This window comes from Lysobacter sp. CA199 (assembly GCF_052078715.1).
In the GTDB taxonomy this organism is placed as follows: Bacteria; Pseudomonadota; Gammaproteobacteria; order Xanthomonadales; family Xanthomonadaceae; genus Lysobacter.
In genome coordinates, this window is sequence record NZ_JBQJIL010000007.1 from 402,645 (window position 1) to 428,610 (window position 25,966).

Here is a 25,966-nt window from a genome sequence, read left to right on the forward strand (position 1 = left end):
AAAGACCCCGCGCTTGCGCGGTCCGGGCGGGAGAGTCCGCGCATGAGGTCCGCCATCCGTGCATGGCGCATCGGCCGGGTATTGCTGCGCTACCGGCTCGACGATCTGCTCGACGACACCCCGGCCGAGCGCTGGCTCAAGCTCGCCCGCCCGTTCGTGCCGCGCGCCTCGGCCGAGATCGCGGCGATGTCGCGCGGCGCGCGCCTGCGCCTGGTGTTGCAGGAACTCGGACCGATCTTCGTCAAGTTCGGGCAAATCCTGTCCACCCGCCGCGATCTGGTGCCGCCGGACATCGCGATCGAACTGGCGCTGCTGCAAGACCGGGTCGCACCGTTCGACGGCGAAACCGCGCGTCGCATCGTCGAGGGCGCGCTGGAACGCAAGATCGAGGATGCGTTCGAGTATTTCGACATCGAGCCGCTGGCCTCGGCCTCGATCGCCCAGGTGCACGCCGCGCGGCTGCGCGCCGAACCCGGCAAGCCGGCGCGCGAAGTCGTGGTCAAGGTGCTGCGTCCGGACATCGAGGGCAAGATCGCCGGCGACATCGCCCTGCTCAACGCCCTGGCCGCGTTGGTCGACCGCGCCCATCCGGCCGCCGACAAGATCCGTCCGCGCGAGATCGTGGCCGAGATCGAAAGCACCCTGGCGGCCGAGCTGGACCTGCAGCGCGAAGGCGCCAACGCCAGCGTGCTGCGCCGGTTCTGGGCCGACAGCGACGATATGTACGTGCCCGAGGTCATCTGGTCGCACACCAGCGAACGCGCGCTGACTCTGGAACGCGTCTACGGCATTCCCTCCGACGACATCGCCGCGCTCGACGCGGCCGGCATCGACCGCAGCGCGCTCGCCGCCAAGGGCGTGCGGGTGTTCTACACCCAGGTGTTCCGCGACAATTTCTTCCACGCCGACGCGCACGCCGGCAACATCTGGGTCGACAGCGATCCCGCGCGCCGCCGCAATCCGCGTTTCATCGCCTTGGATTTCGGGATCATGGGCCAGTTGTCGGACGAGGATCAGTACTACCTCGCCGAGAACTTCATGGCGATCTTCAACCGCGACTACCGCCGCATCGCCGAGTTGCACGTGCAGGCCGGCTGGATCCCCGCGCACACCCGCATCGACGAGCTGGAAGCGGCCACGCGCGCGGTGTGCGAGCCGTACTTCACGCGGCCGCTGAGCGAGATCTCGTTGGCCGAAGTGCTGGTCAAACTGTTCCGCACCGCGCAACGTTACGAGCTGACCCTGCAGCCGCAGTTGATCCTGCTGCAGAAGACTCTGCTCAACATCGAAGGCGTCGGCCGTCTGCTCGACCCCAAGCTCGACATCTGGGCGGTGGCGCGGCCGGTGCTGCAGCGCATCTTGCTCGATCGCTACAGCCCGCAGCGGTTGGCGAACGAGTTCCGCAAGCGCCTGCCCGAACTGGTGACCCGCGCGCCGGAAATGCCGCGTCTGCTGCACGCCTGGTTGAGCCAGCAGGTGTCCGGCCAGCATGAGCTGAAGATGCGCTCGGCCGATATCACCGACCTCAACCGCACCATCAAGGACGCGGTGCGGCGCACGGTGGCGGCGATCCTGGGCACCGGCCTGCTGATCGTCGCCGCGGTGCTGTACGGATTGGAATCGGGCGGCCCGCGCTTCTGGTCGATCCCGGCGTCCTCATGGATCGCCGGTTTGGGCGGGTTGTGGGCGTTGCTGGCGGCGTGGCCGCGACGCAAGCGCGGGGGCGCTAACCGGTAGTGCTGCTCGATTCGCAATCGCCGGGTTGCTGTTTTGGAACAGGCAAGTAACCCTCGATATCCGGGTAGCGTCTTCTGAGCACGGGTATGATGCGCGAGTCGATCTGATTCATCAGTCTGGCCAGTTCCCTGCGTACCGATTTTCGCTCTTCCTCGTCGCTGAAGAGCGCTTCGCTGTAGGTCGCGGCCTGATCGATCTCTCCGCACGCCTTGTTGAGAGCGGCCAGAAAGAATTCGGCTATTTCCCGAGACATTTCCATCTCCTCTACGCTTGGTTGATCAGTTCTCCGCCTTGGTCGGCGCCTTGTTCTTGGCCGCGGCGAAATCGCCTGCGGTGTAGACGCTGAACCGCTCCGGCTTGAGGTGTTTGCGGATCGCCGCGTTCACCGAATCGACGGTCAGCGCCTTGAACTTGGCGTCCATGTCGGCGACGAACTGCATGTCGCGGCCGTAGAACAGATGGCTCACCAAGGTGGCGGCGATCGACGGATCGGCGGCGAGCGCCTGTTCGCGTTGGGTCAGCAGGCCCGATACCGCGTCGCGCAATTCCTCGGCGCCGACGCCGTCCTTGAGCAGACGCGAGAGTTCTTCGCGCACCGCGCGCTCGACCCGGTCCAGATTCTCCGGCGCGGCGATGGCCTGCACCGACCAAGTGCCGGCATCGTCGCGATCGTCGCGGCTGGCATCGGCGTCCAGGTCGCTGGCCACGCCGTAGCTCAGGCCTTCCTTCTGGCGGATGCGATCGCCCAGGCGCGACTTGAGCGTGCCGCCGCCGAGAATGTAGTTCGCCGCGATCAGCGCCGGGTAATCCGCATCGGTGTCCTTGAGCGAGAGATTGACGTTGGCCAGCAGCACGCCGTTGGGCTTGTCGGGCGCTTCGAAACGGCGCTTCTCCGGAGCGACGTCGGTGTACTGCGTGGCGATCGGCGTGTAGGCGTGGCCGGGCTTCCAATCCGCGAACAGGCTCTTGAGCTGCTGCTTGAGCGCGACCGGATCGAAATCGCCGACCACGCTGATCTCGCCCTCGGCGGTGCCGTAGAACTCGCGGTGGAAGGCGCGCACGTCTTCGAGCTTGAGCGCCTTGACCGCGGCCAGCGATTCTTCGATCGATCGGAAGCCCAGCGGATGTCCCGCCGGCCAGGGATCGAAATGCCGGCCCAGCGCTTCGCCGGCCAGGGTCGAGGGCTCCTGACGCGAGGCTTCCAGACCGGTGATCGCCTGCAAGCGGTACTGCTCGAACTCCTGCTCCGGAAAGCTCGGCGTGCGCAGCACCTTGGCCGACAGTGCGAGCGCGTCGGCGAGCCGGTCGCGGCGCGTGGTCAGGGCGATGCGCGCCGATTGCAGGCCGCCGCTGATGCGCGCGGAGGTCTGCAGCGCTTCGAAGCGCGCGTCGATCTGTTCGCGGCTCAGGCCTTCGCCGCCGCGCATCAGCAAAGCGCCGGCGATGCTGGAATCGTCGTCGTGGCCGCGCAGCGAATCGGCGTCGCCGAAACGGAAATTGGCCGACACGGTGACCAGGCCGCCGCGGGTTTTCTTCGGCAGCAGCGCGAGTTTGAGGCCCCGGCCGACGCCGGTGTCGAGGGTGATGGTTTCGGTGCGCGCCTGGATATTGGCCGGCGTGGGATCGAAATGCTCGCCGGCCACCAACGGCTCCTTGCCGGTGTAGCCCTGCAGGACGATCGCTGCGCTTGGCGCTTCGGGGATGTCCGCGCGCTGCGGCGTCTGGGTGGGAATGAAGCGGCCGAGGGTGCGGTTGCTCGATTGCAGGTACTTGCCGGCGACCCGATTGACGTCCTGAACCGTGACGTTTTCCAGCGCATCGCGATAGTGGAAGTACAGGCGCCAATCGCCGGCCGCGACCGGATCGGACAGGCTCATCGCGACCCCGGCGACGTTGCTGTAGGCCAGCTCGAAGCCGTTGTGCGCGCGTTGCTTGGCCGCTGCGACTTCCTCGGCGGTGACCGGCTTGTCGAGCACGTGTTCGAGCTGATCGAGCAAGACCTTCTCGGCCTTGGCCGCGTCGCCGTCCTTGGGCAGGGCGGCCAGCGCGGTGAACAGGCCCGGGTCGGGCAGTTGTTCGCCGCCGACGCCGATGTTCGCGGCCAGGCCGCTTTCCACCAGTGCCTTGTGCAAGCGGCCGCCGGGCACGTGGCCGAGGATATCGTCGAGCACGCCGAGCGCGGGCGCGTCGGGATGGGTGCCGGCGGGAATGTGATACGCGGCCATCAGCAGGCGCAGATCGCCGACCCGGCGCACGGTGACTTCGCGCTCGCCGTCCTGGGCAGGTTCGCGGGTGTAGAACGCGCGTATCGGCTCGGCCGGTTTGGCCACGCTGCCGAAGTGGCGCGCGACCGCGGCCAGGGTCTTGTCCGGATCGATCCGCCCGGCCAGCACCAAGGTCGCGTTGTCGGGGCGGTACCAGGTGCGGTAATAGGCCTGCAGCCGCTCGATCGGCACGTGCTCGACGTCGCTGCGCGCGCCGATGGTGCTGTTGCCGTAGTGATGCCACAGGTAGGCGCTCGAACGCACCCGTTCGACCAGCGCCGAGACCGGACTGTTCTCGCCGTTCTCCATCTCGTTGCGGACCACGGTCATCTCGCTGTCCAGATCCTTGCGCGCGATGTCCGAACGGACCATGCGGTCGGCTTCCATGCCCAGCAGCCACTCCAGGGTGGCGTCGTTGGCGGGGAAGGAGGCGAAGTAGTTGGTGCGGTCCAGCGCGGTCTGCGCGTTGAAGTCGATGCCGCGCTTCTTCATTTCGCCGGGAATGTCGCGGTGGCTCGGCGTGCCCTTGAACAGCATGTGTTCGAGCAGGTGGGCCATGCCGGTTTCGCCGTAGTTCTCCTGCAGCGAGCCGACCTTGTAGATCAGGTTGACGGTGACCGTGGGCTGGGTCGCGTCGGGGAACAACAGCACGCGCAGGCCGTTGCTCAGGCGGTACTCGCAGATGCCCTCCACGCAGGGGCCGGCGCTGATGCCCTGCGGCGGCGAGACTTGCGGCGCTTCGGCGTGGGCGCCGCCCAGCGCCAGACTCAGGGCGAAGGCGAGCGGGGCGGCGAGGGCGAGACGGCGTGGCGGCATGAGAACTCCAGGAAAACGGATAGGCGAAACGCAGCGCACGCGCATCGGGCTGTGAGCGCGCACTGCAATAGACGACACTAGCGGCCGATCACCCCAGCGATTCATCCGACCGCATGCACCCGAGGTTCAGTTCCCCAGCGCCGTCGCCGGCCGATTCGCAGGATATCGCCGCCACCGACCTGCCGGTGTTGTACGCCGACGAGGTTCTGGCGGTTATCGACAAGCCGGCGGGGCTGATGGTTCACGACAGCGCGCTGGCGCGCGGGGAAACCGACTTCGCCGCCGACCGACTGCGCGAGCAGTTCGGACGGCCGATCTTCCTGGTCCACCGGCTGGACCGCGCGACCAGCGGCTGCCTGTTGCTGGCGTTCGACCGCGAGACGGCCTCGGCGCTGGGCAAGGTGCTGATGTCGCGCGAGGTCGAAAAAGACTATCTGGCGGTGTGCCGAGGCTGGCCGGCGGAGGATGCGTTCGAGGTCGATCACGATCTCGACGGCGGCCCGGGCAAGCCGCTCAAGAAGCCGGCGCAGACCCGTTTTGCGGTGTTGGCGCGGACCGAGCTGGCGGTGCCCGGCTCGGGGTTCGAGACCTCGCGTTACGCGCTGTTGCGGGCGCAGCCGCAGACCGGGCGATTCCGCCAGATCCGCCGGCATCTCAAGCACCTCTCGCACCATCTGATCGGCGATACCAGCCACGGCGACGGCCGCCACAACCGGACCTTCCGCATGCTCGGCATCCATCGCATGCTGCTGCACGCGCAGCGCCTGGCGTTCGTGCATCCGCGCAGCGGCGAGCGCTTGCAGGTGGTCGCGCCGGCGGATACGGACGGCGAATTCGCCAAGGCCTTGGCGATGTTCGAAACGGCGCCGCCGTCGAGCTGAGGGCGGCGCGATTCGCTCAGGGCCGGCCCGACCCGGCCGATCAGCGCGACTTGGCGCGGGCCGCGTCTTCCGCCGACGGTGGTGAGGGCGGAGCGGCTTCGGTCAATGTTGGGCCACCCGGACTCAGGGACGCGGCTGCGGCGCTTGCTGGTAGATGATCTTGGGCTGGGTCGCGCGCAGGATCGCCGCGTTGGTGATGTCGTGCAGGATCGAGGTGCCCATCGCCTGCGCGGCGCTCGGGCGCGGCCCTTGCTGCGGATAGCCGCCGTAAGGATCGGCATCGGACGGATAGCCGTTGCCTTGCGGGTAGCCGTTTTGCTGGGGGTAGCCGTTTTGCGGATAACCCTGCTGCGGATAGCCGCCGCGCGATGGCGGGTAGGCGTTCTGCTGCGGCCGGTAGCCGTTGTTGGGCTGGGCGCCGCCGTTCTGCTGCCCGCGCATGATTTCTTCCAGCACGTAGCGACCTTCGGGCGAGTTCATGAGCTGATCGATGCTGCGCTGATCCAGGCCGCCGTTGGTGTTGTTGTAGCCCGCGCCGGCGCCGCCGTTGGGCATCTGGTCGGCGGCGTTCTGCAATTGCCGCAGCAACTGGGTCTGCTGTTCGGTGAACTGGCCCAGGATGCGCTGATCGGTGCCGTTGGCGCCGCGCCCGACCAGCGATTCGGCCACCGACTGGGCCGACTGGGTCATGCGGCGCTGGAACCGCGGGTTGTCGATGCGATTGTTGACGTTCGCAGGGTCGTAACGCTGATCGATGGCCTGCGCCGACACCGTCGGCGCGGCCAGCAGCGCGGCGGCCAGCAGCGGCAGGGTCAGTGACGCAAGGCGCATTGGGGGCTGGCGCTTCATGCGGATTCCTCCTTGGACCGATACGGGCATGGTCCCCCGGTCAGTCGGCTCCGTCAACGACGGGGCGGTCGGCGGGGCGGATGGGGGCCGCCGCGGGGTTCCGGGCGACCTCGCCGATCGCGCCGCGATGGGTCGCGATGGGTCGCGAACGTCGCCGATCGACCGGCGTGGGCGCAGCGTCATGGACGAAAAGCCGGCGCCGACTACAATCGCGGGCGGAGGAGAGCATGGCCATCACGATTCCCGAGCAGGAATTGGTCGAGCGTTTCGTACGTTCGACCGGCCCGGGCGGGCAGAACGTCAATAAAGTCGCCACAGCGGTGGAACTGCGCTTCGATATCGCGCAGTCGCCCTCGCTGCCCGAGCCCGTGCGCGAGCGCCTGCTGAGCAAGCGCGACCGGCGGGTGACCGGCGAGGGCGTGCTGGTGATCAGCGCCCAGCGCTTCCGCACCCAGGACCGCAACCGCCAGGATGCGCGCGAGCGTCTGGCCGCGTTCGTCGACAGCGGCCTGCGCGCGCCCAAGCCGCGCATCGCCACCAAGCCCAGCCGCGCCGCCAAGGAGCGTCGGATCGGGGCCAAGAAAGAACGCGGCGCGACCAAGCGCGATCGTTCGCAACGCCAGTGGGACTGACACGGAGCGCATGCCAGTGGATTCGACCCCCCAGCCCCAAACCGCGCCGCCGGCCGGCCCCCCGCACGAGCGCGACCGCGACGATGTGCTGTTGCCGTTGCCGTCCAACGCGCCGCGGGTCAAACCCAACCGCCTGACCCGCTGGGTCGGCCGCAGCATCCTGCGTCTGGGCGGCTGGCGCATGGTCGGCAAGTTTCCCGACATCCCGCGCGCGGTGCTGATCGGCGCGCCGCATTCGTCCAACTGGGACGGCGTGTGGGGCTTCGCCGCCAAGGCCGCGCTGGGCCTGGACGTGAAGATCATCGCCAAGGAATCGTTGTTCAAGGTGCCGCTGCTGGGGATACTGCTGCGCCGGCTCGGGGTGATCCCGATCAACCGCAACGCCGCGCACGGTGTGGTCGAACAAGCGGTCTCGATGATCCGCGGCGCCGAGCGGTTCTGGCTCGGCATCGCGCCGGAAGGCACGCGCAGGGCGGTGGAGCGCTGGAAGGCGGGTTTCTGGAAGATCGCCAAGGCCGCCGACGTGCCGGTGATTCCGGCGTATTTCCATTACCCCGACAAGGTCATCGGCATCGGCGACATCTTCCACCTGGGCGAGGACATGGACGCGGACATGCGCCGCATCCGCGACTGGTACAAGCCCTGGCAGGGCAAGCATCACGGCACGGCCTGATCGCGGCGCTCACCGTTAAGTCCGGGCGGACTTGCTCGAGATGCCCGCGATCGATCCCGCCGTCGGCGCTCAGTCCGCCGCGCGCCGCGTGCGCCGCTTCGGCGCCTTGGCCGGTTCCTCGGCGACAGCCTGCTCCAACTGCACGCGCAAATCGTGCAGGGTGGTGACGATGTGCTCCGACAGCAGCCGGCTCACCAGCGCCGCATCGCGCTGCAGCCAGGCTTGCAGGATCGCGTCGTGCTCGCTGGCCGCGCGCGCTTCGCGGCCGGCCGCTTCCAGGTGTTTGCGCACGTAGCGTTCGGCCAGGGCCTGCAGGCGTTCGACCAGTTGCGCGGTGATCCGGCGACCGCCGGGACGCACCAGGGTTAGGTGGAAACTGCGGTTGAAGCGCACCGCGGCGTGCGGGTCGGCGGTGCCGGCGTTCAATAAGGCGGTCAGCGCCGCGCGCGCGTTCTCGCGTTCGGCCTCGTCGGCGACCAGGCTGGCGTCGGCGGCCGCCTCGGGTTCGATCTTCAAGCGCAGCGCGAACACTTCCTCGGCCTCGCGCGAGCTCAGCGCCGGGACGAAGAAGCCGCGATTAGGGTGCGAGGCCAGCAGGCCCTGCTGTTCCAGCCGGCCCAGGGCTTCGCGCAGCGGAATCTTGCTGATGCCCAGTTCTTCGGCGAGCAGTTCCTGGCGGATCGGCGCCAGCGGCGGGATCTGGGTCGACAAAATCCGTTCGCGGACCACTTCGAAGGCTTGGTCGGACAGCGAACGGGGGACGATGCTCATGCGATCAGTCTACCCAACCGCCGAGCGCGGCGGATCGGCGGGCGCGCGGACGTGGCCTGCCTTCGCGGCCGATCCGTTCCGCCGAATCGATGCCCGCCGCCGGGCATGCAGGAGCGAGCCCGCCGCCTGATCGCGGCTTGCGCCGCTCCTGTCGGGGGAACGAATCAACGATCGGACTGCCCGGTCGCGTAATAGTCCCCACGCTCGAACAGCGCCGGCTGGATCAATTCGGTGAACGCGCGCGCCTGCGGCGACAGATACTTGCCCTTGCGCACCACCACGCCATAACTGCGCGAAGGGAAATACTCGGCCAGCGAACGCGCCGACAGCCGCGCGCGATCGGCCTCGGTCAGGCAGATCGCGGTGACGATGCTGATCCCCAGGCCCATCGCCACGTACTGCTTGATCACTTCCCAGCCGCCGACTTCCAGCGCGACGGTGTAAGGCACGCGGTTCTGCTGGAACACCAGGTCGACCATGCGGTAGGTGGTCAGGCGCTGCGGCGGCAGGATCAGGCCGTAGGGGCTCAGGTCCTGCAGGGTCAACGGCTCCAACTTGGCCAGCGGATGGTCGCGCGGCGTGATCAGCATCGGCTCGAAGCGGTAGACCGGCGCGTAGCTGAGGTCGCCGGGCACATCGAGCATCGAGCCCACCGCCAAGTCGACTGCGTCGGATCTGAGCAGGTCGAGTCCGCCCGCCCCGGTGACGTTGTGCAGCGTGAGCCGCACCTCCGGATGCGCGGCGCGAAACGCTTCGACGATCTTGGGCAACAGATACAGGATGGTCGAACTGCCCGCGGCGACGTTGAGCTCGCCCGCGTCCAGGCCGCGGATGCGCTCGCGGAAGATCCCGTCCAGCGCGTCCAGGCCCTCGACCAGCGGCCGGGCCAGTTCGTAGAGCGCCTCGCCCTCGCGGGTCAGGGCCAGACGGCGGCCGCTGCGCTCGAGCAGACGCACGCCCATCTCGCGCTCCAGCGCCTGAAGCTGAAGCGTTACTGCCGGCTGGCTCAGGTAAAGCGCCTCAGCCGCACGTGAGACCGAGCCCAGACGCGCGGTCTGGCAGAACGCCCGCAACGGCTTCAGGCGGTCGCCTTTGTAAGCAAATCGGGGACTTAGCGTGCGAGTGGAAGCCACATGAACGTCACATATAAATTTTCCAAATGATATGCATTGAAAAAACTTGATTGTCAAATACAACACGCCGCCGCATGGTCTGGGTCCGGGGACTCGCTCGTTGGGAGCGGTCCCCATCCCCACAGGAGTCGCACCATGTCGGCAGTGATCGCGCAGTGGCAGGACCATCCCGGGCAACGTCAGCCGGGTGGCGGCATCGAGCTCACGGCCTCGTCGGCCGAGCAGGACGCTCTGCTGACCCCGGCCGCTCTCGAATTCCTGGCCGTACTGCATCGCCGTTTCGAACCTGAGCGTCAGGCCCGCCTGGCCGCGCGCAAACAGCGCCAGGCCTTCTTCGATGGCGGTGGCCTGCCCGATTTCCGCGAAGACACCGCCGCGATCCGCACCGGCGCCTGGCGCGTCGCGCCGCTGCCGAACGCGCTGCTCGACCGCCGCGTCGAGATCACCGGTCCCTGCGATCCGAAGATGGTCATCAACGCGCTGAACTCCGGCGCGAAGGTGTACATGGCCGACTTCGAGGACAGCACCGCGCCGACCTGGGCGAATCTGCTGACCGGACAGCGCGCGCTGCGCAAGGCCGTCGCCGGCACCCTGGACTGGATGGCTCCGGACGGTTCCAAGCACTACACGCTTAAGCCCTTCGAAGAGCAGGCCGTGCTGATGGTGCGCCCGCGCGGCTGGCACCTGGACGAGAAGCACGTGTGCATCGACGGCGCGCCGATGTCGGGCAGCCTGTTCGACCTGGGCCTGTTCGCCTTCCACAACGCTGTCGCGCTCGCCGGCAAGGACCGCGGCCCGTACTTCTACCTGCCCAAGCTGCAGTCGATGGAAGAAGCGCAGCTGTGGAACGAGGCGATCGGTCACGTCGAAACCGAACTCGGCCTGCAGCCGGGCCAGATCAAGGTCACCGTGCTGATCGAGACCTTGCCGGCGGTGTTCGAGATGGACGAGATCCTGCACGCGCTGCGCAGCCGCATCGCCGGCTTGAACTGCGGCCGCTGGGATTACGTGTTCTCCTACATCAAGACCTTCCGCGCGCACCGCGACAAGGTGCTGCCCGAGCGCGGCCAGGTGACCATGACTCAGCCGTTCCTGCGCGCCTATTCGGAACTGCTGATCCAGACCTGTCACAAGCGCGGCGCGCATGCGATGGGCGGCATGGCTGCGCAAATCCCGATCAGCGGCGACGAAGCGGCCAACGAAGCCGCGCTGGCCAAGGTGCGCGCCGACAAGCTGCGCGAAGTCACCGCCGGCCACGACGGCACCTGGGTCGCGCATCCGGCGCTGATCCCGCTGGCGATGCGCATCTTCGACGAGCGCATGCCGACCCCGCATCAGCAGCACGTGCTGCGCGAGGACGTGCTGATCATCCGCGACGATTTGATCAAGCCGTCGTTCGGCACGATCACCCGCGCCGGTTTCGAAAGCAACGTCGAAGTCTGCGTGCGTTACCTCGCCGCGTGGCTGGAAGGCAACGGTTGTGTGCCGATCCATTGGCTGATGGAAGACGCGGCCACCGCCGAGATCGCGCGTACCCAACTGTGGCAGTGGCTGCACGCCGAGGGCCTGTTCCTCGATGACGGCACGCCGTTGGATTTCGCCCTGCTCGAACGCGCGCTGATCGGTTTGCCGAGCAAGCTCGTCGACCGCTTGAAGTTACCCGGCGGCAGCAAGCTCGATGAAGCCATCGCGATGCTCGACGAACTGACGCATGCCGACACGCTGGCCGAGTTTCTGACTCTGCCCGCCTACGAACGCATCGATTGACTACCTGTAGGAGCGGCGCGAGCCGCGACCGCGAAACCTAGCTGACGTCGTAAGCCGGATGTCGCGGTCGCGGCTCGCGCCGCTCCTACAGTCTGAAACCCACTGCACCGATCTCCCACGTCAAAACGACCCACACGTTCAAGGAATCGAAGTCATGAGCCACACGCTGCCGACCGCCGACCAACTCCGCCAGGACTGGGCGACCAACCCGCGTTGGGCGGGCATCACCCGCCCGTACTCGGCCGAAGACGTGGTGCGCCTGCGCGGTACCGTGCCGGTCGAACACACCATCGCCAAACTCGGTGCCAACAAGCTGTGGACCTCGCTGCACACCGAAGATTTCGTCAATGCGCTCGGCGCGCTGACCGGCAATCAGGCCATGCAGCAGGTCAAGGCCGGTCTGAAGGCGATTTATCTTTCGGGCTGGCAGGTCGCGGCCGACGCCAACGGCGCCGGCGAGATGTATCCCGATCAATCGCTGTACCCGGCCAACTCGGTGCCGCAGGTCGTGCGCCGGATCAACAACACCCTGCTGCGCGCCGATCAGATCCAGTGCGCGGAAAATAATGGTAACGGCAGCGCCGGCGACATCGACTTCCTGCAGCCGATCGTGGCCGATGCCGAAGCCGGTTTCGGCGGCGTGCTCAACGCCTTCGAACTGATGAAGGGGATGATCGAGGCCGGCGCTTCGGGCGTTCACTTCGAAGACCAACTGGCTTCGGTCAAGAAGTGCGGCCACATGGGCGGCAAGGTCCTGGTGCCGACGCGCGAAGCGGTCGAGAAGCTGGTCGCCGCGCGCCTGGCCGCCGACGTCATGGGCGTGCCGACCCTGATCGTCGCGCGCACCGACGCCGAAGCCGCCGATCTGCTGACCGCCGACATCGATCCGAACGATCAGCCCTTCGCCACCGGTGAGCGCACCAACGAAGGCTTCTACAAGACCCGCAACGGTCTGGATCAGGCCATCAGCCGCGGCTTGGCTTACGCGCCTTACGCGGACCTCGTTTGGTGCGAGACCGGCAAGCCGGACCTGGAATTCGCGCGCAAGTTTGCCGAAGCGATTCACGCCAAGTTCCCGGGCAAGATGCTCGCTTACAACTGCTCGCCGAGCTTCAACTGGAAGAAGAACCTCGACGACGCGACCATCGCCAAGTTCCAGAAGGAAATCGCGACCTACGGCTACAAGTTCCAGTTCATCACCCTGGCCGGTTTCCACAGCCTGAACTACGGCATGTTCAACCTGGCCCATGGTTATGCGCGCCGGCAGATGAGCGCGTTCGTGGAGCTGCAGGAAGCCGAGTTCGCCGCGGCCGAGAAGGGTTTCACCGCGGTCAAGCATCAGCGCGAAGTGGGCACCGGTTATTTCGATGCGGTGACGCAGACGATCCAGGGCGGACAGTCTTCGACGGTGGCGTTGAAGGGTTCGACCGAGGAGGAGCAGTTCCACGATTCAAAGAAGGCGGCGGCCTGAGCGATCGGGGTGTCGATGGCGGCATGAGACGAAGGGCCCCTCGCGGGGCCCTTTGTCGTTTTGGCCGATGTCCGATTCGCCAGTCTCGTCAGCCCTGGAGGGCGATGCCCGCGAGGCAGCAGCTTGAGCTTCGTGTTTGCTGTTGCTGTTGCTGTTGCCAAGATTTTGCTCTGGCTCTGGCTTGGCGGCGCAACTGACTTGCGCTGGTAAAGCGAAGGAATTACTTCTTCACTTCCTGCTTGTGTCCCTTCAACGCCTCGCTCAAACCCTTGACCCCATCGGCACCCGCCGGAACGGTGATGCTGGAACCCTTGAAGTCCTCGCCGATCGGCTGCGCCCGACCGCCCAGGCATTGCGCCAGGAAACCTTCGGCCACCGCGTTGAAGGCCAGCGAGTTCTCCGGCCGCGCGAAGCCATGGCCCTCGTCGGGGAACAGCACATAGGTCACCGGGATGTTCTTCTTGCGCATCGCCTCGACGATCTGGTCGCTCTCGGCCTGATTGACCCGCGGGTCGTTCGCGCCCTGGCCGATCAACAGCGGCTTGCTGATCTTGTCCACGCGGGTGATCGGCGAACGCTCGGCCAGAAGCTTGCGGCCGGCTTCGGTGCGCGGGTCGCCCATGCGCCGGGCGAATTGCTCGAAGATGCTGGCCCAGTAAGGCGGGATGGTCTTGAGCAAGGTTTCCAGGTTGGACGGGCCGACGATGTCGACGCCGCACTTGAAGGTGTCCGGAGTGAAGCTCAGCCCGACCAGGGTGGCGTAGCCGCCGTAGCTGCCGCCGAGGATCGCGACCTGGTCTTTACGGGTGATGCCCTGCTTGATCGACCAGTTGACCGCGTCGATCAGATCGTCGTGCATCTTGCCGGCCCACTCGCCGTCGGCGGCGTTGATGAAGTTTTTGCCGAAGCCGGTCGAGCCGCGGTAATTGACCTTGAGCGAGGCGTAGCCGCGATTGGCCAGCCATTGGGTGGTGCCGGCGTAGCCGTAAAGGTCGCGCGCCCACGGCCCGCCGTGCACGGTCAGCACCAACGGCACCGGCCGGTCGGGTTTGCCGTCGTTGTCGGCGTCGGCGCCCTTGGGCAGGGTCAGGTAACTCACCAGCGTTTTGCCGTCGCGCGAGGGAATCTCCACCGGCCACATCGCCGCCAGCGGCGCGCCTTCCAGTTCCGGGCGCGAGGCGAACAGGCGGGTGAGCTTGCCTTCGCCGCCGCGGTCGTAGCGGTAAATCAGCGAGGGTTGCTCGGCCGCGCTGTAGTCGACGATCCAGGTCTTGTCGTCGAGGGTGCGCGAGGCCACGGAAAATTCGCCGGGGCCGAGTTGTTTGCCCAGGCGTTGCAAGTCGCCGGCGATGCCGGGATCGAACGCTTTCCACTGCCTGCGCAGGTAATAGACCGAGGCGGCCTGGACCTTGTCGGTCTTGGGGTCGGCGATCAGCGTGCCGACGTCGGCGCGCGCGTCTTCCAGCAGCAAGGTCTTCTTGCCGTCGGCGCCGATGGCGTAAAGCGCCGAGGTGTCGCGGCCGCGCGAATCGGTGAGATAAAGGGTTTTGCCGTCGTTGCTGTAGCCGTCGTAGTCGGTGGTCTGGCTGTCCTCGAAGGGAATGGTGTCGACCACCTTCCAGCCGGCATCGCCGTCCGGCGCGAGCAGTTCCATGCCGCCGTCGTCGCGCGAGCGGGTGGCGCGGCCGACCTTGAAATCGCCGTCGGCCAGATAGCCCGACAGCCGTTCCTTGTTTTCGTGCACCAACTGGCGCGCGCCGCTGCCCAGGTCGACGCGATACAGGTCGTGCCATTTGCCGTCGCGATCGTTCATGCCGACCAGGATCGCGTCGGGATGGCGGTGTGCCAGCCGCACCACGCTCGCGCGGGTCTTGGGATAAGGAGTCAGGTCGCGGGCCGGGCCTTCGCTGCCGACGTCGACCGCATACAAATGGAAGTTCTCATCGCCGCCGCTGTCGCGCAGATACAACAAGGTCCCGCCGCGGTAGCTCCAGAAGTATTGGCGGATGCCGCGCGCGGCATCGTGGGTCACCGCGCGGGCCTGTTCGGGTTTGTCGGCCGGCGCGACCCATACGTTCATGACGCCGTTCAGCGGCGCGAGCCAACTCAGAAAGCGGCCGTCCGGGCTGATCGCCGCCGAGATGCGTTCGGGATTGCCGAACAAGGCCGAGCGCGGGATCAGCTTGCCCTCGGCCGGGGTGTCGGCGGCCTGGGCGACCGGGGCGGACAAGGCCACGCAGACGGCGAGCGTCAGCGCGAGGGGCAAGGACGGGATGCGCGCGGCGTTCGAGCCGGCGGACAGGGCAGCGACGGGTCGGGCTGAGCTCATGACGGACTCCAATTCCGTTGGGGATGCCGGGCGAAGCGCCACGCGGCTCGCCGAGCATGGGCGGCCGGCGCGGCGACCCGGCAGTGCCGAAGGCCATGCGTGCGGTCTTGCTTACGTTGTTGCGATCACGAAACACCGATCCGGCGATTCAATGCCGGCGATGTCGGCTTAGACTGGCGATGTCGCTCAGCCCTTGGGGCATGGCCGTTTTCGCCCCCTGTCGGCGTTAGTTGCTCAGACCAGGTGCTATCCTGCCAGCAAGGCTCCACAGGATGTGGGATGCGGGGAGAAATGGGATGAATCGCGATACGGCGGCGCCTGCCCTGGGCCGTGAACCGGACAATTCGACGGTGACCGCGGCGCCGACGGACGCGGCGATGGCGGTGCTCACCCCGGGCGAGTTCGAACTGTTCGCCGAGATCGGTCGTCCCCGCCGGATCGAAGCCGGCCAAGTGCTGTTCCGCCGCGGCGAATTGGGCACCACCATGTTCGTGATCGCGCGCGGCGCGATCGTCCTGGACTTCGGCGACGACCTGGTCACCAAGCGCCTGGGCGTGCGCGAATTTTTCGGCGAACTCGGCCTGCTGATCGGCGACCACGCCCGCAGCGCCGACGCCATCGCCGCCACCGACGGCCTGCTGGTGGAACTGCGCCATGAAGAATTCCAGCGGTTGGTCGATCGCGACCCGTCCTTGGTCTCGTACTTCCTGCGCCGCGCGATCATGCGTGTGGTGCTCAACGAACAAAGCCTGATCCGCCGCCTGCGCCGCCGCAACCAGGATCTGGAAGCCGCGCTCGACAGCCTGTACGCGACCACTCACCAGCTCAATCAGACCGAAGAGCTGATCCGCACCGACGACCTCACCGGCCTGTACAACCGCCGCGGCCTGACCTTGCACCTGCAAGAGTCGCGCGCGCTGGGCATGCCCGAGACCATGGGCCTGGTGTTGATCGACTGCGACCGTTTCAAGCAGGTCAACGACGACTATGGTCATCTGGCCGGCGATCGCGTGCTGCAGAGCGTGGCCAACATCCTGCGCTCGGTCGCCGGCGCCGAGGACATCGCCTGCCGCCTGGGCGGGGATGAGTTCTGTCTGCTGGTGGCCGCTCGCACCCGCCAGGACGTAATGCGCTTCGCCGAGTTCATCGTCCACACCGTGCACGGGTTGCTGGAGATCCCGCAGTCGCCGCCGACCATCTGTCCGGTCAGCGTCGGCGCCTGCCTGGTCAGCGCCAAGCACGAGTGGAACGACTGGTATGCCCATGCCGATGGCGCGCTTTATCAGGCCAAGCGCCTGGGCGGCAATCGCGTGCAATGGCAGGACGCCGAAATGACCCCGGCGTGAGCCGCGCCGACAAGGATGCCGCGATGAACGACGCCCACCATCCCCATGCCGAAGGTCCGCAGCTGCGCACGCTGCTGCTGACCGACCTGTGCGATTCGACCACCCTGGTCGAACGCCTGGGCGACGGCCCGGCCGCGGACCTGTTCCGCGAACACGACCGTCTGGTGCTGGCGCTGCAGCAACGTTGGCGCGGCCGCCTGATCGATCGCTCCGACGGTCTGCTGCTGCTGTTCGAACGCCCGATCGACGGTCTGGGTTTCGCCCTCGACTACGCCCGCGGCCTGCGCGAGATGGGCGGGCCGCGCAAACTCGAACTGAAGGCGCGCGCCGGTCTGCACGTCGGCGAAGTGCTGACCTGGCGCAACAGCGATGAAGCGGTGAAGGTCGGCGCCAAGCCGGTCGAGGTCGAAGGCCTGGCCAAGCCGATGGCCGGCCGGCTGATGGCGACCGCGCGGCCGGGCCAGATTCTGTTGTCGGCGGTGGCCGAACCGCTGGCCCATCGCGCCGCGCGCGAGCTGGGCGAACGCGGCCAGCAGCTGCTGTGGAAATCGCACGGGCGCTGGCGCTTCAAGGGCGTGCCCGAGCCGCAGGAAATCTACGAAGTCGGCGAGCCCGGGATCGCCCCGCTGCGCTCACCACCCAACGGCCCCAAGGCCTGGCGCGACGTACCACTGTGGCGGCGTCCGGCCGCGCTCGCCGCCGAGATCGCGGTGCTGGCCGCGGTCGCTACCGGCGTATGGTTCGCAACCCGGCCGCAACCGGCGATCGCCTTCAGCCAGCGCGACTGGGTGGTGGTCGGCGATCTGCGCAACCTCACCGGGCAAAGCGTGCTCGACGATTCGCTCGAGCAGGCCTTCCGCATCAGCCTGGAACAGTCGCGCTACGTCAACGTGCTGTCCGACCTGAAGGCGCGTGACACGCTCGATCGGATGCGGCGCAAACCCGACACCGTGCTCGATCGCTCGGTGGCCTCGGAGATCGCGCTGCGCGACGGCGCGCGCGCGGTGATCCTGCCGACGGTGGCCGAAGTCGGCGGCCGCGTGCGGTTCAGCGCGGAAGTCATCGATCCGCATACCCAGACTACGGTCTATGCGCAATCCGCCGACGGCACCGGTGCGGGTTCGGCCTTGAGTTCCATCGACAGCGTCACCGCCGGATTGCGCGAGCAACTCGGCGAGGCGATGCAGTCGATCGAGCGCGATTCCGAACCGCTGCCGAAGGTCGCCACCGGCAATCTCGATGCCCTGCGTGCGTACGCCTTGGGGCTGAAATCATTCGGCAGAAATCGCTACTCCGAGGCGCTGCAATATTTCAATCGCGCCATCGAGATCGATCCGAAGTTCGCCTTGGCCTACCTGGGCGGCTTGCGCTCGCATCTGGGCGGGGTCGACAGCCAAGCCGCCCGCGGCTTTCTGGATCGCGCGGTGGAGCTGCGCGACCACCTGCCGCCGCGCGACGCGTTGTACCTGGACGCATGGGTGGCCGAATTCGGGCCGCGCCCTGAGCAGACCGCGCCGCAGAAGTGGAAGCTGGTCGCTTCGCTGTACCCGGATTACTACGGCGGTCATTTCAACTACGCCTGGGATTCGTTCTTGATCAACGACTTCGGCGAAGCGATGACATCCGCCAAGCTCGCCAGCGCGCCGCAGAATCCCTCGCGCGGCACCGCGCTGGAACTGGTCGGGCGGGTGCAGCTCGCGCAAGGCCAATACAACGAAGCGCTGGCGACCTTCATCAAGGCCGAGGCGGCCGGGCGCTATGGCCCGAATCGGCGCCGCGCCGCGGCATTGGCGGCGATGCGGCGTTTCGACGAGGCCCAGGCGGTGCTCGAACAATTGTCCTCCGGCCAGTTGTTGAACGCCGATGTCACCAACGAGTTCGAGAAGATCTCGGTGCTGGTCGACCAGCGGCGTTGGCCGGAAGCGGCGATCGCCGCGGCCAAGGCCCGCGAACAGGCGCAGAGCAGCACGCCGGTGCTGGCCAACGGATTTCGCCTGATCGAGGCCTCGGTGCAGATGCTGTACGAGCCCGGCGCGGTCGATCTGCGGCGCCTGGAAGACATCCTGCGCGTATCGCTGGAAGCCACGCGCGATGAGCAATACCGCGACCGCAACATCCAGATATACCTGGCGCTGGCCGCGGCCTATGTCGCCCAGCGCAGCGGCGACAGCGGCTTGGCCGCGCGCAACCTGCCGGAGCTGAGCAAGCAGGCCGAACAGATCGGCGACGGCGCGGCCACGCAACTGCTGCAGGTGGTGCGCGCAGGTCAGGCCCGCCTGGCCGGCAAGCCGGATGAGGCGGTGGCTTTGCTACGTCCGCTGCTGAACGGGCGCGAGCTGTTCCAGGTGCACGTGGCCCTGCGCGACGCACTGGCCGCTGCCGGCCAGGACGATGAGGTCGCGCGCGAGAACGCCTGGATCCAGACGCACCGAGGCCGCGCGTATGCCGAGGCTGCGGGCGATCTGGCGCTGCAGGCGGTGAACGTGGCCGATACCAGCTCAGGCGGCAGCAAAGTCGCGACGAAAGCCACGACGAAAGCCACGACCGACTCCGCGCGCTGATCCGCGTCGCTGTCGACACCCATCCAGCGCGCAACGCCAGCGCGCAACGCCCTCAGACGCGGGCGTCTGCGGGCGTTGCGGCCTCGACCGATCGCCGTTATCAGGCTTGCGGCTTGCGTTGCAGCGCGGCCATGATCAGCCCGGCTTCGAAGGCATGCGGGCTGGTGTGGTTGCCGCCGGCGGTCAGATAAGCCAACAGCTCCACGCGCGCGGCCAGAATCTCTTCCTTCGGCGCGATGCTCTTGGTCTCCATGCAGGCGAACGCGGTCTGCGCATCGCCGCCGCGCTTGGGCAGATCGACTGCCGGCGTGTGGCCGAGCGAGGCCAGGGCGGCGACCGGATTGTCGTGGAAGGTCTGCCGGAACTTGTCGTCGCTGCTGAGCAGTTTGAGCAGTTCGTCGGCGACGATGGGGTCGAACCCCGGATGATCGGATTGGTTTGCCATGGTATTTCCCCTTGCCCCTGTTCTTGTGCCCATTCAGGGCGTGATGAACATCGAATCTTACCCTGAGGGCTTAACGCGACAACCTTCAACAACAGGTCAACGCGACGAAGTTTATGCATCCGTGCCGACACGCAGCGACTTCCAGGGCGCGCGCAAGGCACGCGATTGCATTGCTGAACCCGATGAACGGGGCCGCGCGACGTTATCCTGATGGCCTCGGCCCTCCGCTTCCCTGTCCTGCCATCCACCGCTGACCGTCCAGGTAACGCTGAATGCGAATCCGTCGCTGCGCGATCGTGTTTCTGGAACCGCGCGAAGACGTCGCCTTCGATTTCGGTTCCCTGTTGAGCGGCGGCGCCGGTCTGCGCCGCGACCGCCGCTGGTTGGCCCTGGCCGCCCACCTGGACGGCCAGGTCGAGGTCGACGCCGGGGAGCGCGAGCGGCTCGGCGAGTTCGGGCCGGTGGCCTGGAGCGAGTACGACCCGGGATCGCCGGACGCCGGGACCACGCTGCGCCTGCTCGAAACCGGCCTGCTGATCGCCGAGGACGATGCGCGCTGGTCCGCGCACCGGCAACGCGACGAAGCCGTACGCGACGCGCATTGGTGGCCGCCTGCGGCGCTGGCGCACCGTCTGGCGCGCTGGCAGGGGCTCGACAGCGCGGCGGCGATGGAGGCCGGCGGATTGAGCACCGCGGCCGGCCTGCGCGACAAACTCGGCGCGCCGCCCACTCATGCGGTCGAGCGCGTCGGCGCCGGCCAGCGGCAAGCGTTGCCGCGCATCGCCGACGGCGATTTCGACCGCCTCCTCGCGCGCCGCACGACCTGCCGCAACTTCGATGCCGCGCGCGCGTTGCCGCAGGCGCTGTTCGCGCAGATGCTGCAGCGGGTGTTCGCCGCGCGCGCGCAGGTGCGGATCGAGGACGACACCGTGTTCGTGAAGAAGAACACGCCCTCGGCCGGAGGACTGCATCCCACCGAGGCCTATCTGATCGTGCAGAACGTGGAGGGCGTCGCGCCGGGCCTGTACCACTATCACTCGCTCGATCACGCGCTCGAACCCTTGCCCGCGCCGGACCGTCCGCTGGCCGAGTTCGCCGCCGCCGCGCTGGCCGGCCAGCACTGGTTCGCCGACGCGCACGCAATGGCGGTGTTGGCGCCGCGATACGCGCGTTGCTTCTGGAAATACCGCCGCCATCCCAAGGCCTATCGCGCGCTGGTGCTCGACAGCGGCCATCTTTCGCAGACCTTGTACTTGAGCGCGACCGAACTAGGCCTGGGGGCGTTCGTGACCAGCGCGATCAACGAGGTCGACATCGAACAGGCCTTCGGCCTGGACCCGTTGATCGAGGGGCCGTTGGCGATCAGCGGTTTCGGCTGGCGCGGCGAGCGCATGCGAACCTCCGAGTTTGATCCAACCGAAGAGGTCTGGATAAAAGCGCCAGAGCAGCCCTGAGACAAGGCAATACTTTCCGCCGCTCTTTCGTCACGTCAATGCCTGGATAAAAGCGCCAGAGCAGCCCTGAGACAACGCAGCACTTTCCGCCGCTCTTTCGTCACGCCAATGCCTGGATAAAAGCGCCGGAGCAGCCCTGAGACAAGGCAATACTTTCCGCCGCTCTTTCGTCACGCCAATGCCTGGATAAAAGCGCCGGAGCAGCCCTGAGACAACGCAATACTTTCCGCCGCTCTTCCCACCACCACGATGCCGCACTTCGTCGTGGAGATGGGACGGCGGAGTCATGTGACCAGGCGTCGTGAAGGCTTCAGCGCTACCGCTCTTGCCCAGTTCACCGCGACCCGACCGAAAAGCGTCGGGGCTGAAGCCCCTCCCACAAGAGCAGGTCGCGTTCGGCTCGTGTGCATCGGACAAGCCGTGCTTCCCCACCAACACGGAGCACCGAAACAAACCGCGCCTGCAACGCAGAGTGCCAAGCCCGATCAAGACACGCCCGCCGCGGTGATGTCATCCTCGCCGCATCCACCCGTTGGAAGCCGTGCTGCCATGTGGCCCGATCGCCGTATCCAGGAGTTGTTCGGAATCTCCCTGCCGATCGTGCAGGCGCCGATGGCCGGGCCCACTCTGGCCGACATGGTGATCGGCGCGGCCCAGGCCGGCGCGCTGGGTTCGCTGCCGTGCGCGATGCTGAGTCCGCAGCAGGTGCGCGAGCAATGCGCGCTGATCCGCGCCGCTACCGATGCGCCGTTGAATCTCAATTTCTTCTGCCACAGCCCGCCCGCCGCCGATCCCGCGCGCGAGACGGCCTGGCGCGAACGCCTGGCCGGTTACTACTGCGAATACGGCCTCGATCCGGCCATGCCGGTTGCCGCGAGTTCGCGCGCGCCGTTCGATCCGGTCTGGTGCGAACTGGTCGAACAGATCAAGCCGGAGGTGGCGAGCTTTCATTTCGGGTTACCCGAGACGGGCCTGCTCGAGCGCGTTCGCGCGAGCGGCGCGCGCATCGTGCCGTCGGCGACCAGCGTCGAAGAAGCGCGTTGGCTTGAACAACACGGGTGCGACGCGATCATCGCCCAGGGCGCCGAGGCCGGCGGCCATCGCGGCGTGTTCCTGAGCGACGATGTTTCGACCCAGGCCGGGCTGTTCGCGTTGTTGCCGCGTGTGGTGGACGCGGTGCGGGTACCGGTGATCGCCGCTGGCGGCATCTTCGATGCGCGCGGCATCGTAGCCGCGTTCGCGCTGGGCGCGGCCGCGGTGCAGATCGGCACCGCGTACCTGTTCTGCGCCGAAGCCAAGATCGCGCCGCTGCATCGGCAGGCTTTGCTTGCGGGACAGGGCGACGACACTGCTTTGACTAACTTGTTCACCGGCCGGCCCGCGCGCGGCATCGTCAATCGACTGATGCGCGAAGTCGGGCCGCTCTCGCCGTTGGCGCCGGCCTTCCCCTTGGCCGGCGGCGCGCTCGCGCCGCTGCGGGCGAAGGCCGAAGCGGCCGACGCCGACGGTTTCATGCCCTTGTGGTCGGGACAGGCGCGAATGGCGCACACGCTGTCCGCGCGCGAGCTGACGGTCAAACTCGCGCGCGACGCGTTGGTCTTGCTGGAACGCCCGGCGCGCTGAGCGTCGCCGCGGGCGATCGCGTACGCAATGGCATGGCGACGACAGAGCTATTTCGCCGCGTTCGTGTCTTTACGTCTGGTGCTGTCGAGACGACACTCATCGCAGGCGCGGCGGTCGACCGCGCCGCGCCGCCAGTCTCAAGCGTTGGTCTGCCAGTGCTCGCGCACCAAGGTATTGAACTGCGCCCAGCGCTCTTCCGGGAAGAAGATCCGCGCGCCCTCCAGCTCGACGCGTCGGCGCGTGCCCGGTATCGCCTCGGCCAGCCAATGCGACCACTTCAGATCGAAGTACACATCGTCGGTACCCCAGGCGATCAAGGTCGGCGCCTGCAAGGCCTTGAGTTGCGGTTCGATGCGTAACGTGTGCGCAGGGTCGAATTCGGCGAGGAATCGCTGGAAATCCGACAAACGCTGTTCGCTGCGCAACAACGGCGTCAGATAAATTTCGATGCTCTCGTCGGAGAGCGCCTGCGGTTGTTCGTAAGCCGGGCCCAGCGCCTGCGGCGAGCGGTACACGGCCTTGTCGGCGAGCATGCCTTGAAGCACATCGCGCAAACCGCCGGCCGCCGCCATCTCCAGGAACGGCTTGAACGCTTCCGGCGGCCAGTTGTCGTGAGTATCGCAGTTGGTCAGCACCAGACTGCGCACGCGCTGCGGATGCAGTGCGGCGAAGATCTGGGCCACGCCGCCGCCGCTGTCGTTGCCGACCAGATCGACCCGGTCGATGCCCAGCGCATCGAGAAACTCGACCAGCATCTGCGCGTTGGCGGTGACCGACACGTCCTGGTCCGGGGCGATCTCGGTGTCGCCGTGAGCGAGCAGATCGACCGCGATGCAGCGGCGCAGATCGGACAATTGCCGCAGTTGGTGCCGCCACAGGTGCCCGTTCAACAGCACGCCGTGCACGAACAAGGCCACCGGGCCATCGCCGCGCTCGCGGTAGGCGATGCGTCCGGACGGCGTGCTTACGCTGCCGCGTGCGAAGGGCGGCAGAACATCAGGGGAATGGCCATTGCCGTCCATGATCTCAACCCTTATCCGGCGTGGTCGCCGATGCGTAGGCTTCGTTGAGCTTCTGCGCACATTCGTCGCAGCACACCTCGACAGTCTTGCCGCCGATCCGGACCTGGAAAGAATTGTCGTCCAGCGGGCAGTCGCATGCCGCGCAAGTTTTCTCGGCCATGATGGCTTCTCCGATGCGCCCGTGATTGGGCGGACTCAGTAGGCCACCGCACGGTCGCGGCCGCTGTCGGAAAATTTAGCGATCGGCGCCGCCGGCCGCGTTCAGCGGGGCAGGGCGCCGATCAGCGATGCAGGGCCGACTGGCGGAACTCGGTAGGCGAACGCCCGTAGGTCTGCTGGAACGCGGCGCTGAAATGGCTGTGGCTGGAGAATCCCAGGTCCTGGCTCAGCGCGCTCAGATCCTCGTACTCGCCCAGCAAATCCAATGCCCGTGCCAGCCTCAAGCGCAGTTGGTAGCGGTACAGCGGCAGGCCCTCCACGCGCTGGAACACCTGGGTCAGATACACCGGCGACACGCCGACTTCGGCGGCGATCTCGGCCAGCGCCCAGCGCCGCGACAGGTCGCTGGCCAACACCAGCTTGGTGCGCTCGACCAGACGCTGCTGGCCGACCGTGGACCCGGCCGCGTGCGTGGTGCGCGGACCCAACGAGCGCTGCACCAGGGTCAAGGCCAGGCTTTCGCCTTCCAGCGGCTCGGCGATGCGCTCGCGCAGGCTGTGGCGCAGCAACATCACCAGGGCCTGTGCGCGCGGATCGATGCGTAGGCGAGGCAACACGAACCGCAGCGGCTCGCCGTCCTGCAGCAGGGTCTTGGGCGCCAGCTCGCGCAGCATCGGTTCTCGCACGGTCAACGCCAGGCTGGCGTCGCCGCCCTCGATCGGATGGCTGATCCGGTACATCTCGCCGACGTTGAAGAACAGCACCTGGCTGTTCTCGGCCACGGTCAGGTTGTCGCCGACATGACGCACATACACGCCGCGATACGGAAACACCAACTGGGTTTCGCCCGCGCGTTCTTCCTCGCTCATGTGCCGGCACAGGCCCGGGCAATAGACGTCGCGCACCGTGACCGTCGGCGTCTGCAGCAGCGTGTGGACGGTGAATTCGGACATGCGTGCCGGTTCGATGAAGGCGGCTCGGCGGCGGCCGGGACGCGAGGCCGGCCGCGACCGCGGCCGGTGGGCGCCGACTATAGCTCAGCGCTGCCGGCGGCGAAGTGATGGGCGCCGGTGCGATGGCCGTCGCGGCGCTGCGGCGGCGAAGTCGGCCTACATGACGCCGGAGCAGTCGACGCGGCCGTTGATCGGCGTCGGCGCATCGGGCCGCTGCGCGTGATCGCTCGATGCTTCGACGCAACGTCGAACCGCCGCGACGAGTCCGCGCTCGCGCGGCTCAGGCCGCGCAGGCGTTGCCGCGATCCGCGCGCCGATAGCCGATGGCCTCGCTCAAATGCGCGGTGGCGATGGCTTCACTTCCGGCCAGATCGGCGATGGTGCGCGCCACTCGCTGGATCCGGTGCATCGAGCGCGCCGACAACTGCAGATTGTCGACCGCGCGTTCCAGCAAGCCTTGGTCGGCTTCGCTCAACCGGCACGCGGCATCGGTTTCGGACTGGTTGAGTTGCGCGTTGGTCTTGCCGCAGCGCGCGAACTGCCGCTGACGCGCCTGGGTCACGCGCGCCCGGATGTCGGCCGAGCATTCGCCGGCGGGCCGGTCCGGACGCAGCGCCGACGGCGGCAGGCGCGGTACGTCGACATGCAGATCGATCCGGTCCAGCAACGGGCCGGAGATGCGCGCGCGATAACGGCGCACCGCATCGATGGCGCAATGGCAGCGGCCGCTGCTGTCGCCGGCCCAACCGCAGGGGCAGGGATTCATCGCCGCGACCAGTTGGAAGCGCGCCGGAAACTCGGCGCTGCGCGCGGCGCGCGAGACCGTCACCACGCCCGACTCCATGGGTTCGCGCAGCACTTCCAGCGCGTGCCGTTGCCATTCGGGCAGCTCATCGAGAAACAGCACGCCCTGATGCGCGAGCGATATCTCGCCCGGGCGCGGGTCGGCGCCGCTGTGAATAACAATTAATTAAGCGACTGAACATATTGCAAATGAGGGCCCTGACGAGCATGCTTCCAGCTAATAGCGCGACCCACAGATAAGAATTAGAGCGACCAGCTTCGGGATACGGCTTAATG

General features: G+C 67.3%; 20 protein-coding genes and 2 pseudogenes. 11 read left to right on the forward strand and 11 right to left on the reverse strand.

What is annotated here, in order from left to right; all coding sequences use genetic code 11:
* The first annotated feature begins 42 nt into the window (after positions 1 to 42).
* The gene (ubiB, locus tag ACTOWJ_RS14960; protein WP_441335421.1) at positions 43 to 1,737 is read left to right on the forward strand and encodes a ubiquinone biosynthesis regulatory protein kinase UbiB; all 1,695 of its coding nucleotides are present in this window, start codon (positions 43 to 45) and stop codon (positions 1,735 to 1,737) included.
* On the opposite strand, the gene ACTOWJ_RS14965 is transcribed toward ubiB, so the two are convergent.
* Positions 1,727 to 1,990, reverse strand: a complete 264-nt coding sequence (locus ACTOWJ_RS14965; RefSeq protein WP_441335422.1) for a hypothetical protein — start codon at positions 1,988 to 1,990, stop codon at positions 1,727 to 1,729. The two genes, ubiB and ACTOWJ_RS14965, sit on opposite strands and share 11 nt — an antisense overlap.
* A 25-nt stretch (positions 1,991 to 2,015) precedes the next feature.
* Complete coding sequence (locus ACTOWJ_RS14970) at positions 2,016 to 4,817, reverse strand: M16 family metallopeptidase (RefSeq protein WP_441335423.1); 2,802 nt, start codon at positions 4,815 to 4,817, stop codon at positions 2,016 to 2,018.
* A gap of 113 nt (positions 4,818 to 4,930) precedes the next feature.
* Here ACTOWJ_RS14970 and ACTOWJ_RS14975 point away from each other — a divergent pair, with 113 nt between their 5' ends.
* Positions 4,931 to 5,698 (forward strand): pseudouridine synthase, encoded by a 768-nt coding sequence (locus ACTOWJ_RS14975; protein WP_441335424.1) that lies wholly within the window; start codon positions 4,931 to 4,933, stop codon positions 5,696 to 5,698.
* Positions 5,699 to 5,821: 123 nt separating this feature from the next.
* On the opposite strand, the gene ACTOWJ_RS14980 is transcribed toward ACTOWJ_RS14975, so the two are convergent.
* The gene (locus ACTOWJ_RS14980) at positions 5,822 to 6,547 is read right to left on the reverse strand and encodes a hypothetical protein (RefSeq protein ID WP_441335425.1); all 726 of its coding nucleotides are present in this window, start codon (positions 6,545 to 6,547) and stop codon (positions 5,822 to 5,824) included.
* A gap of 227 nt (positions 6,548 to 6,774) precedes the next feature.
* Between ACTOWJ_RS14980 and arfB the strand changes: the two genes are divergently transcribed.
* Together arfB and ACTOWJ_RS14990 are read left to right on the forward strand one after the other, a co-directional pair.
* Positions 6,775 to 7,179 carry an alternative ribosome rescue aminoacyl-tRNA hydrolase ArfB gene (arfB, locus tag ACTOWJ_RS14985; protein ID WP_441335426.1) on the forward strand — a complete coding sequence of 135 codons (405 nt, stop codon included), beginning with the start codon at positions 6,775 to 6,777 and terminating at the stop codon, positions 7,177 to 7,179.
* Between the two features lie 16 nt (positions 7,180 to 7,195).
* Positions 7,196 to 7,852 carry a 1-acyl-sn-glycerol-3-phosphate acyltransferase gene (locus tag ACTOWJ_RS14990; RefSeq protein WP_441335427.1) on the forward strand — a complete coding sequence of 219 codons (657 nt, stop codon included), beginning with the start codon at positions 7,196 to 7,198 and terminating at the stop codon, positions 7,850 to 7,852.
* A gap of 69 nt (positions 7,853 to 7,921) precedes the next feature.
* On the opposite strand, the gene ACTOWJ_RS14995 is transcribed toward ACTOWJ_RS14990, so the two are convergent.
* Both ACTOWJ_RS14995 and ACTOWJ_RS15000 read right to left on the reverse strand, forming a co-directional pair.
* Positions 7,922 to 8,623, reverse strand: a complete 702-nt coding sequence (locus ACTOWJ_RS14995; protein WP_441335428.1) for a GntR family transcriptional regulator — start codon at positions 8,621 to 8,623, stop codon at positions 7,922 to 7,924.
* A 164-nt stretch (positions 8,624 to 8,787) separates the two neighbouring features.
* Positions 8,788 to 9,756 carry a LysR family transcriptional regulator gene (locus tag ACTOWJ_RS15000; RefSeq protein ID WP_441335429.1) on the reverse strand — a complete coding sequence of 323 codons (969 nt, stop codon included), beginning with the start codon at positions 9,754 to 9,756 and terminating at the stop codon, positions 8,788 to 8,790.
* A gap of 135 nt (positions 9,757 to 9,891) precedes the next feature.
* On the opposite strand from ACTOWJ_RS15000, the gene aceB reads away from it, so the two are divergent.
* Together aceB and aceA are read left to right on the forward strand one after the other, a co-directional pair.
* Positions 9,892 to 11,523, forward strand: coding sequence for a malate synthase A (gene aceB / locus ACTOWJ_RS15005; protein WP_441335430.1), 1,632 nt, complete (start codon positions 9,892 to 9,894; stop codon positions 11,521 to 11,523).
* A 154-nt stretch (positions 11,524 to 11,677) separates the two neighbouring features.
* On the forward strand, positions 11,678 to 12,994 hold the full coding sequence (aceA, locus tag ACTOWJ_RS15010) for an isocitrate lyase (protein ID WP_441335431.1): 1,317 nt from the start codon (positions 11,678 to 11,680) through the stop codon (positions 12,992 to 12,994).
* 220 nt (positions 12,995 to 13,214) lie between these two features.
* On the opposite strand, the gene ACTOWJ_RS15015 is transcribed toward aceA, so the two are convergent.
* Entirely contained in the window at positions 13,215 to 15,323 is a 2,109-nt protein-coding gene (locus ACTOWJ_RS15015) for a prolyl oligopeptidase family serine peptidase (RefSeq protein WP_441335432.1), read from the reverse strand.
* 296 nt (positions 15,324 to 15,619) lie between these two features.
* Here ACTOWJ_RS15015 and ACTOWJ_RS15020 point away from each other — a divergent pair, with 296 nt between their 5' ends.
* Together ACTOWJ_RS15020 and ACTOWJ_RS15025 are read left to right on the forward strand one after the other, a co-directional pair.
* Positions 15,620 to 16,669, forward strand: a complete 1,050-nt coding sequence (locus tag ACTOWJ_RS15020; RefSeq protein ID WP_441335433.1) for a GGDEF domain-containing protein — start codon at positions 15,620 to 15,622, stop codon at positions 16,667 to 16,669.
* 23 nt (positions 16,670 to 16,692) lie between these two features.
* Positions 16,693 to 19,230 carry a putative peptide modification system cyclase gene (locus ACTOWJ_RS15025; protein ID WP_441335434.1) on the forward strand — a complete coding sequence of 846 codons (2,538 nt, stop codon included), beginning with the start codon at positions 16,693 to 16,695 and terminating at the stop codon, positions 19,228 to 19,230.
* Between the two features lie 100 nt (positions 19,231 to 19,330).
* Here ACTOWJ_RS15025 and ACTOWJ_RS15030 read toward each other — a convergent pair whose 3' ends face one another.
* Positions 19,331 to 19,675 carry an NHLP-related RiPP peptide gene (locus tag ACTOWJ_RS15030; protein ID WP_441335435.1) on the reverse strand — a complete coding sequence of 115 codons (345 nt, stop codon included), beginning with the start codon at positions 19,673 to 19,675 and terminating at the stop codon, positions 19,331 to 19,333.
* A gap of 272 nt (positions 19,676 to 19,947) precedes the next feature.
* On the opposite strand from ACTOWJ_RS15030, the gene ACTOWJ_RS15035 reads away from it, so the two are divergent.
* The 3 genes and pseudogenes from ACTOWJ_RS15035 to ACTOWJ_RS15045 all read left to right on the forward strand — a co-directional run bounded on the left by ACTOWJ_RS15035 (position 19,948) and on the right by ACTOWJ_RS15045 (position 22,752).
* A complete protein-coding gene (locus ACTOWJ_RS15035; protein ID WP_441335436.1) occupies positions 19,948 to 21,129 on the forward strand; it encodes a putative peptide maturation dehydrogenase in 1,182 nt (393 codons plus the stop codon).
* Positions 21,130 to 21,399: 270 nt separating this feature from the next.
* Positions 21,400 to 21,516 (forward strand): annotated as a pseudogene (locus ACTOWJ_RS15040) (DUF6053 domain-containing protein); the annotation flags it as partial.
* 162 nt (positions 21,517 to 21,678) lie between these two features.
* Positions 21,679 to 22,752, forward strand: a complete 1,074-nt coding sequence (locus tag ACTOWJ_RS15045; RefSeq protein WP_441335456.1) for an NAD(P)H-dependent flavin oxidoreductase — start codon at positions 21,679 to 21,681, stop codon at positions 22,750 to 22,752.
* Between the two features lie 137 nt (positions 22,753 to 22,889).
* Here the strand turns inward: ACTOWJ_RS15045 and ACTOWJ_RS15050 are convergent, their stop codons facing one another.
* From ACTOWJ_RS15050 to ACTOWJ_RS15065, 4 genes and pseudogenes are all read right to left on the reverse strand, one after another.
* Positions 22,890 to 23,774, reverse strand: a complete 885-nt coding sequence (locus ACTOWJ_RS15050) for an alpha/beta fold hydrolase (RefSeq protein ID WP_441335437.1) — start codon at positions 23,772 to 23,774, stop codon at positions 22,890 to 22,892.
* Between the two features lie 4 nt (positions 23,775 to 23,778).
* Complete coding sequence (locus ACTOWJ_RS15055; RefSeq protein ID WP_441335438.1) at positions 23,779 to 23,934, reverse strand: hypothetical protein; 156 nt, start codon at positions 23,932 to 23,934, stop codon at positions 23,779 to 23,781.
* A gap of 121 nt (positions 23,935 to 24,055) precedes the next feature.
* Positions 24,056 to 24,886, reverse strand: coding sequence for a helix-turn-helix domain-containing protein (locus ACTOWJ_RS15060; RefSeq protein ID WP_441335439.1), 831 nt, complete (start codon positions 24,884 to 24,886; stop codon positions 24,056 to 24,058).
* A 280-nt stretch (positions 24,887 to 25,166) separates the two neighbouring features.
* Positions 25,167 to 25,838 (reverse strand): annotated as a pseudogene (locus ACTOWJ_RS15065) (ATP-binding protein); the annotation flags it as partial.
* Between the last annotated feature and the right edge of the window lie 128 nt (positions 25,839 to 25,966).

Excerpts from the sequence above, each read along its gene's own strand:
- ubiB (WP_441335421.1), top strand. The coding sequence starts at position 43 with ATGAGGTCCGCCATCCGTGCATGGCGCATCGGCCGGGTATTGCTGCGC.
- ACTOWJ_RS14965 (WP_441335422.1), bottom strand. The coding sequence starts at position 1,990 with ATGTCTCGGGAAATAGCCGAATTCTTTCTGGCCGCTCTCAACAAGGCG.
- ACTOWJ_RS14970 (WP_441335423.1), bottom strand. The coding sequence starts at position 4,817 with ATGCCGCCACGCCGTCTCGCCCTCGCCGCCCCGCTCGCCTTCGCCCTG.
- ACTOWJ_RS14975 (WP_441335424.1), top strand. The coding sequence starts at position 4,931 with ATGCACCCGAGGTTCAGTTCCCCAGCGCCGTCGCCGGCCGATTCGCAG.
- ACTOWJ_RS14980 (WP_441335425.1), bottom strand. The coding sequence starts at position 6,547 with ATGAAGCGCCAGCCCCCAATGCGCCTTGCGTCACTGACCCTGCCGCTG.
- arfB (WP_441335426.1), top strand. The coding sequence starts at position 6,775 with ATGGCCATCACGATTCCCGAGCAGGAATTGGTCGAGCGTTTCGTACGT.
- ACTOWJ_RS14995 (WP_441335428.1), bottom strand. The coding sequence starts at position 8,623 with ATGAGCATCGTCCCCCGTTCGCTGTCCGACCAAGCCTTCGAAGTGGTC.
- aceB (WP_441335430.1), top strand. The coding sequence starts at position 9,892 with ATGTCGGCAGTGATCGCGCAGTGGCAGGACCATCCCGGGCAACGTCAG.
- aceA (WP_441335431.1), top strand. The coding sequence starts at position 11,678 with ATGAGCCACACGCTGCCGACCGCCGACCAACTCCGCCAGGACTGGGCG.
- ACTOWJ_RS15015 (WP_441335432.1), bottom strand. The coding sequence starts at position 15,323 with ATGAGCTCAGCCCGACCCGTCGCTGCCCTGTCCGCCGGCTCGAACGCC.
- ACTOWJ_RS15020 (WP_441335433.1), top strand. The coding sequence starts at position 15,620 with ATGAATCGCGATACGGCGGCGCCTGCCCTGGGCCGTGAACCGGACAAT.
- ACTOWJ_RS15025 (WP_441335434.1), top strand. The coding sequence starts at position 16,693 with ATGAACGACGCCCACCATCCCCATGCCGAAGGTCCGCAGCTGCGCACG.
- ACTOWJ_RS15030 (WP_441335435.1), bottom strand. The coding sequence starts at position 19,675 with ATGGCAAACCAATCCGATCATCCGGGGTTCGACCCCATCGTCGCCGAC.
- ACTOWJ_RS15035 (WP_441335436.1), top strand. The coding sequence starts at position 19,948 with ATGCGAATCCGTCGCTGCGCGATCGTGTTTCTGGAACCGCGCGAAGAC.
- ACTOWJ_RS15045 (WP_441335456.1), top strand. The coding sequence starts at position 21,679 with ATGTGGCCCGATCGCCGTATCCAGGAGTTGTTCGGAATCTCCCTGCCG.
- ACTOWJ_RS15050 (WP_441335437.1), bottom strand. The coding sequence starts at position 23,774 with ATGGACGGCAATGGCCATTCCCCTGATGTTCTGCCGCCCTTCGCACGC.
- ACTOWJ_RS15055 (WP_441335438.1), bottom strand. The coding sequence starts at position 23,934 with ATGGCCGAGAAAACTTGCGCGGCATGCGACTGCCCGCTGGACGACAAT.
- ACTOWJ_RS15060 (WP_441335439.1), bottom strand. The coding sequence starts at position 24,886 with ATGTCCGAATTCACCGTCCACACGCTGCTGCAGACGCCGACGGTCACG.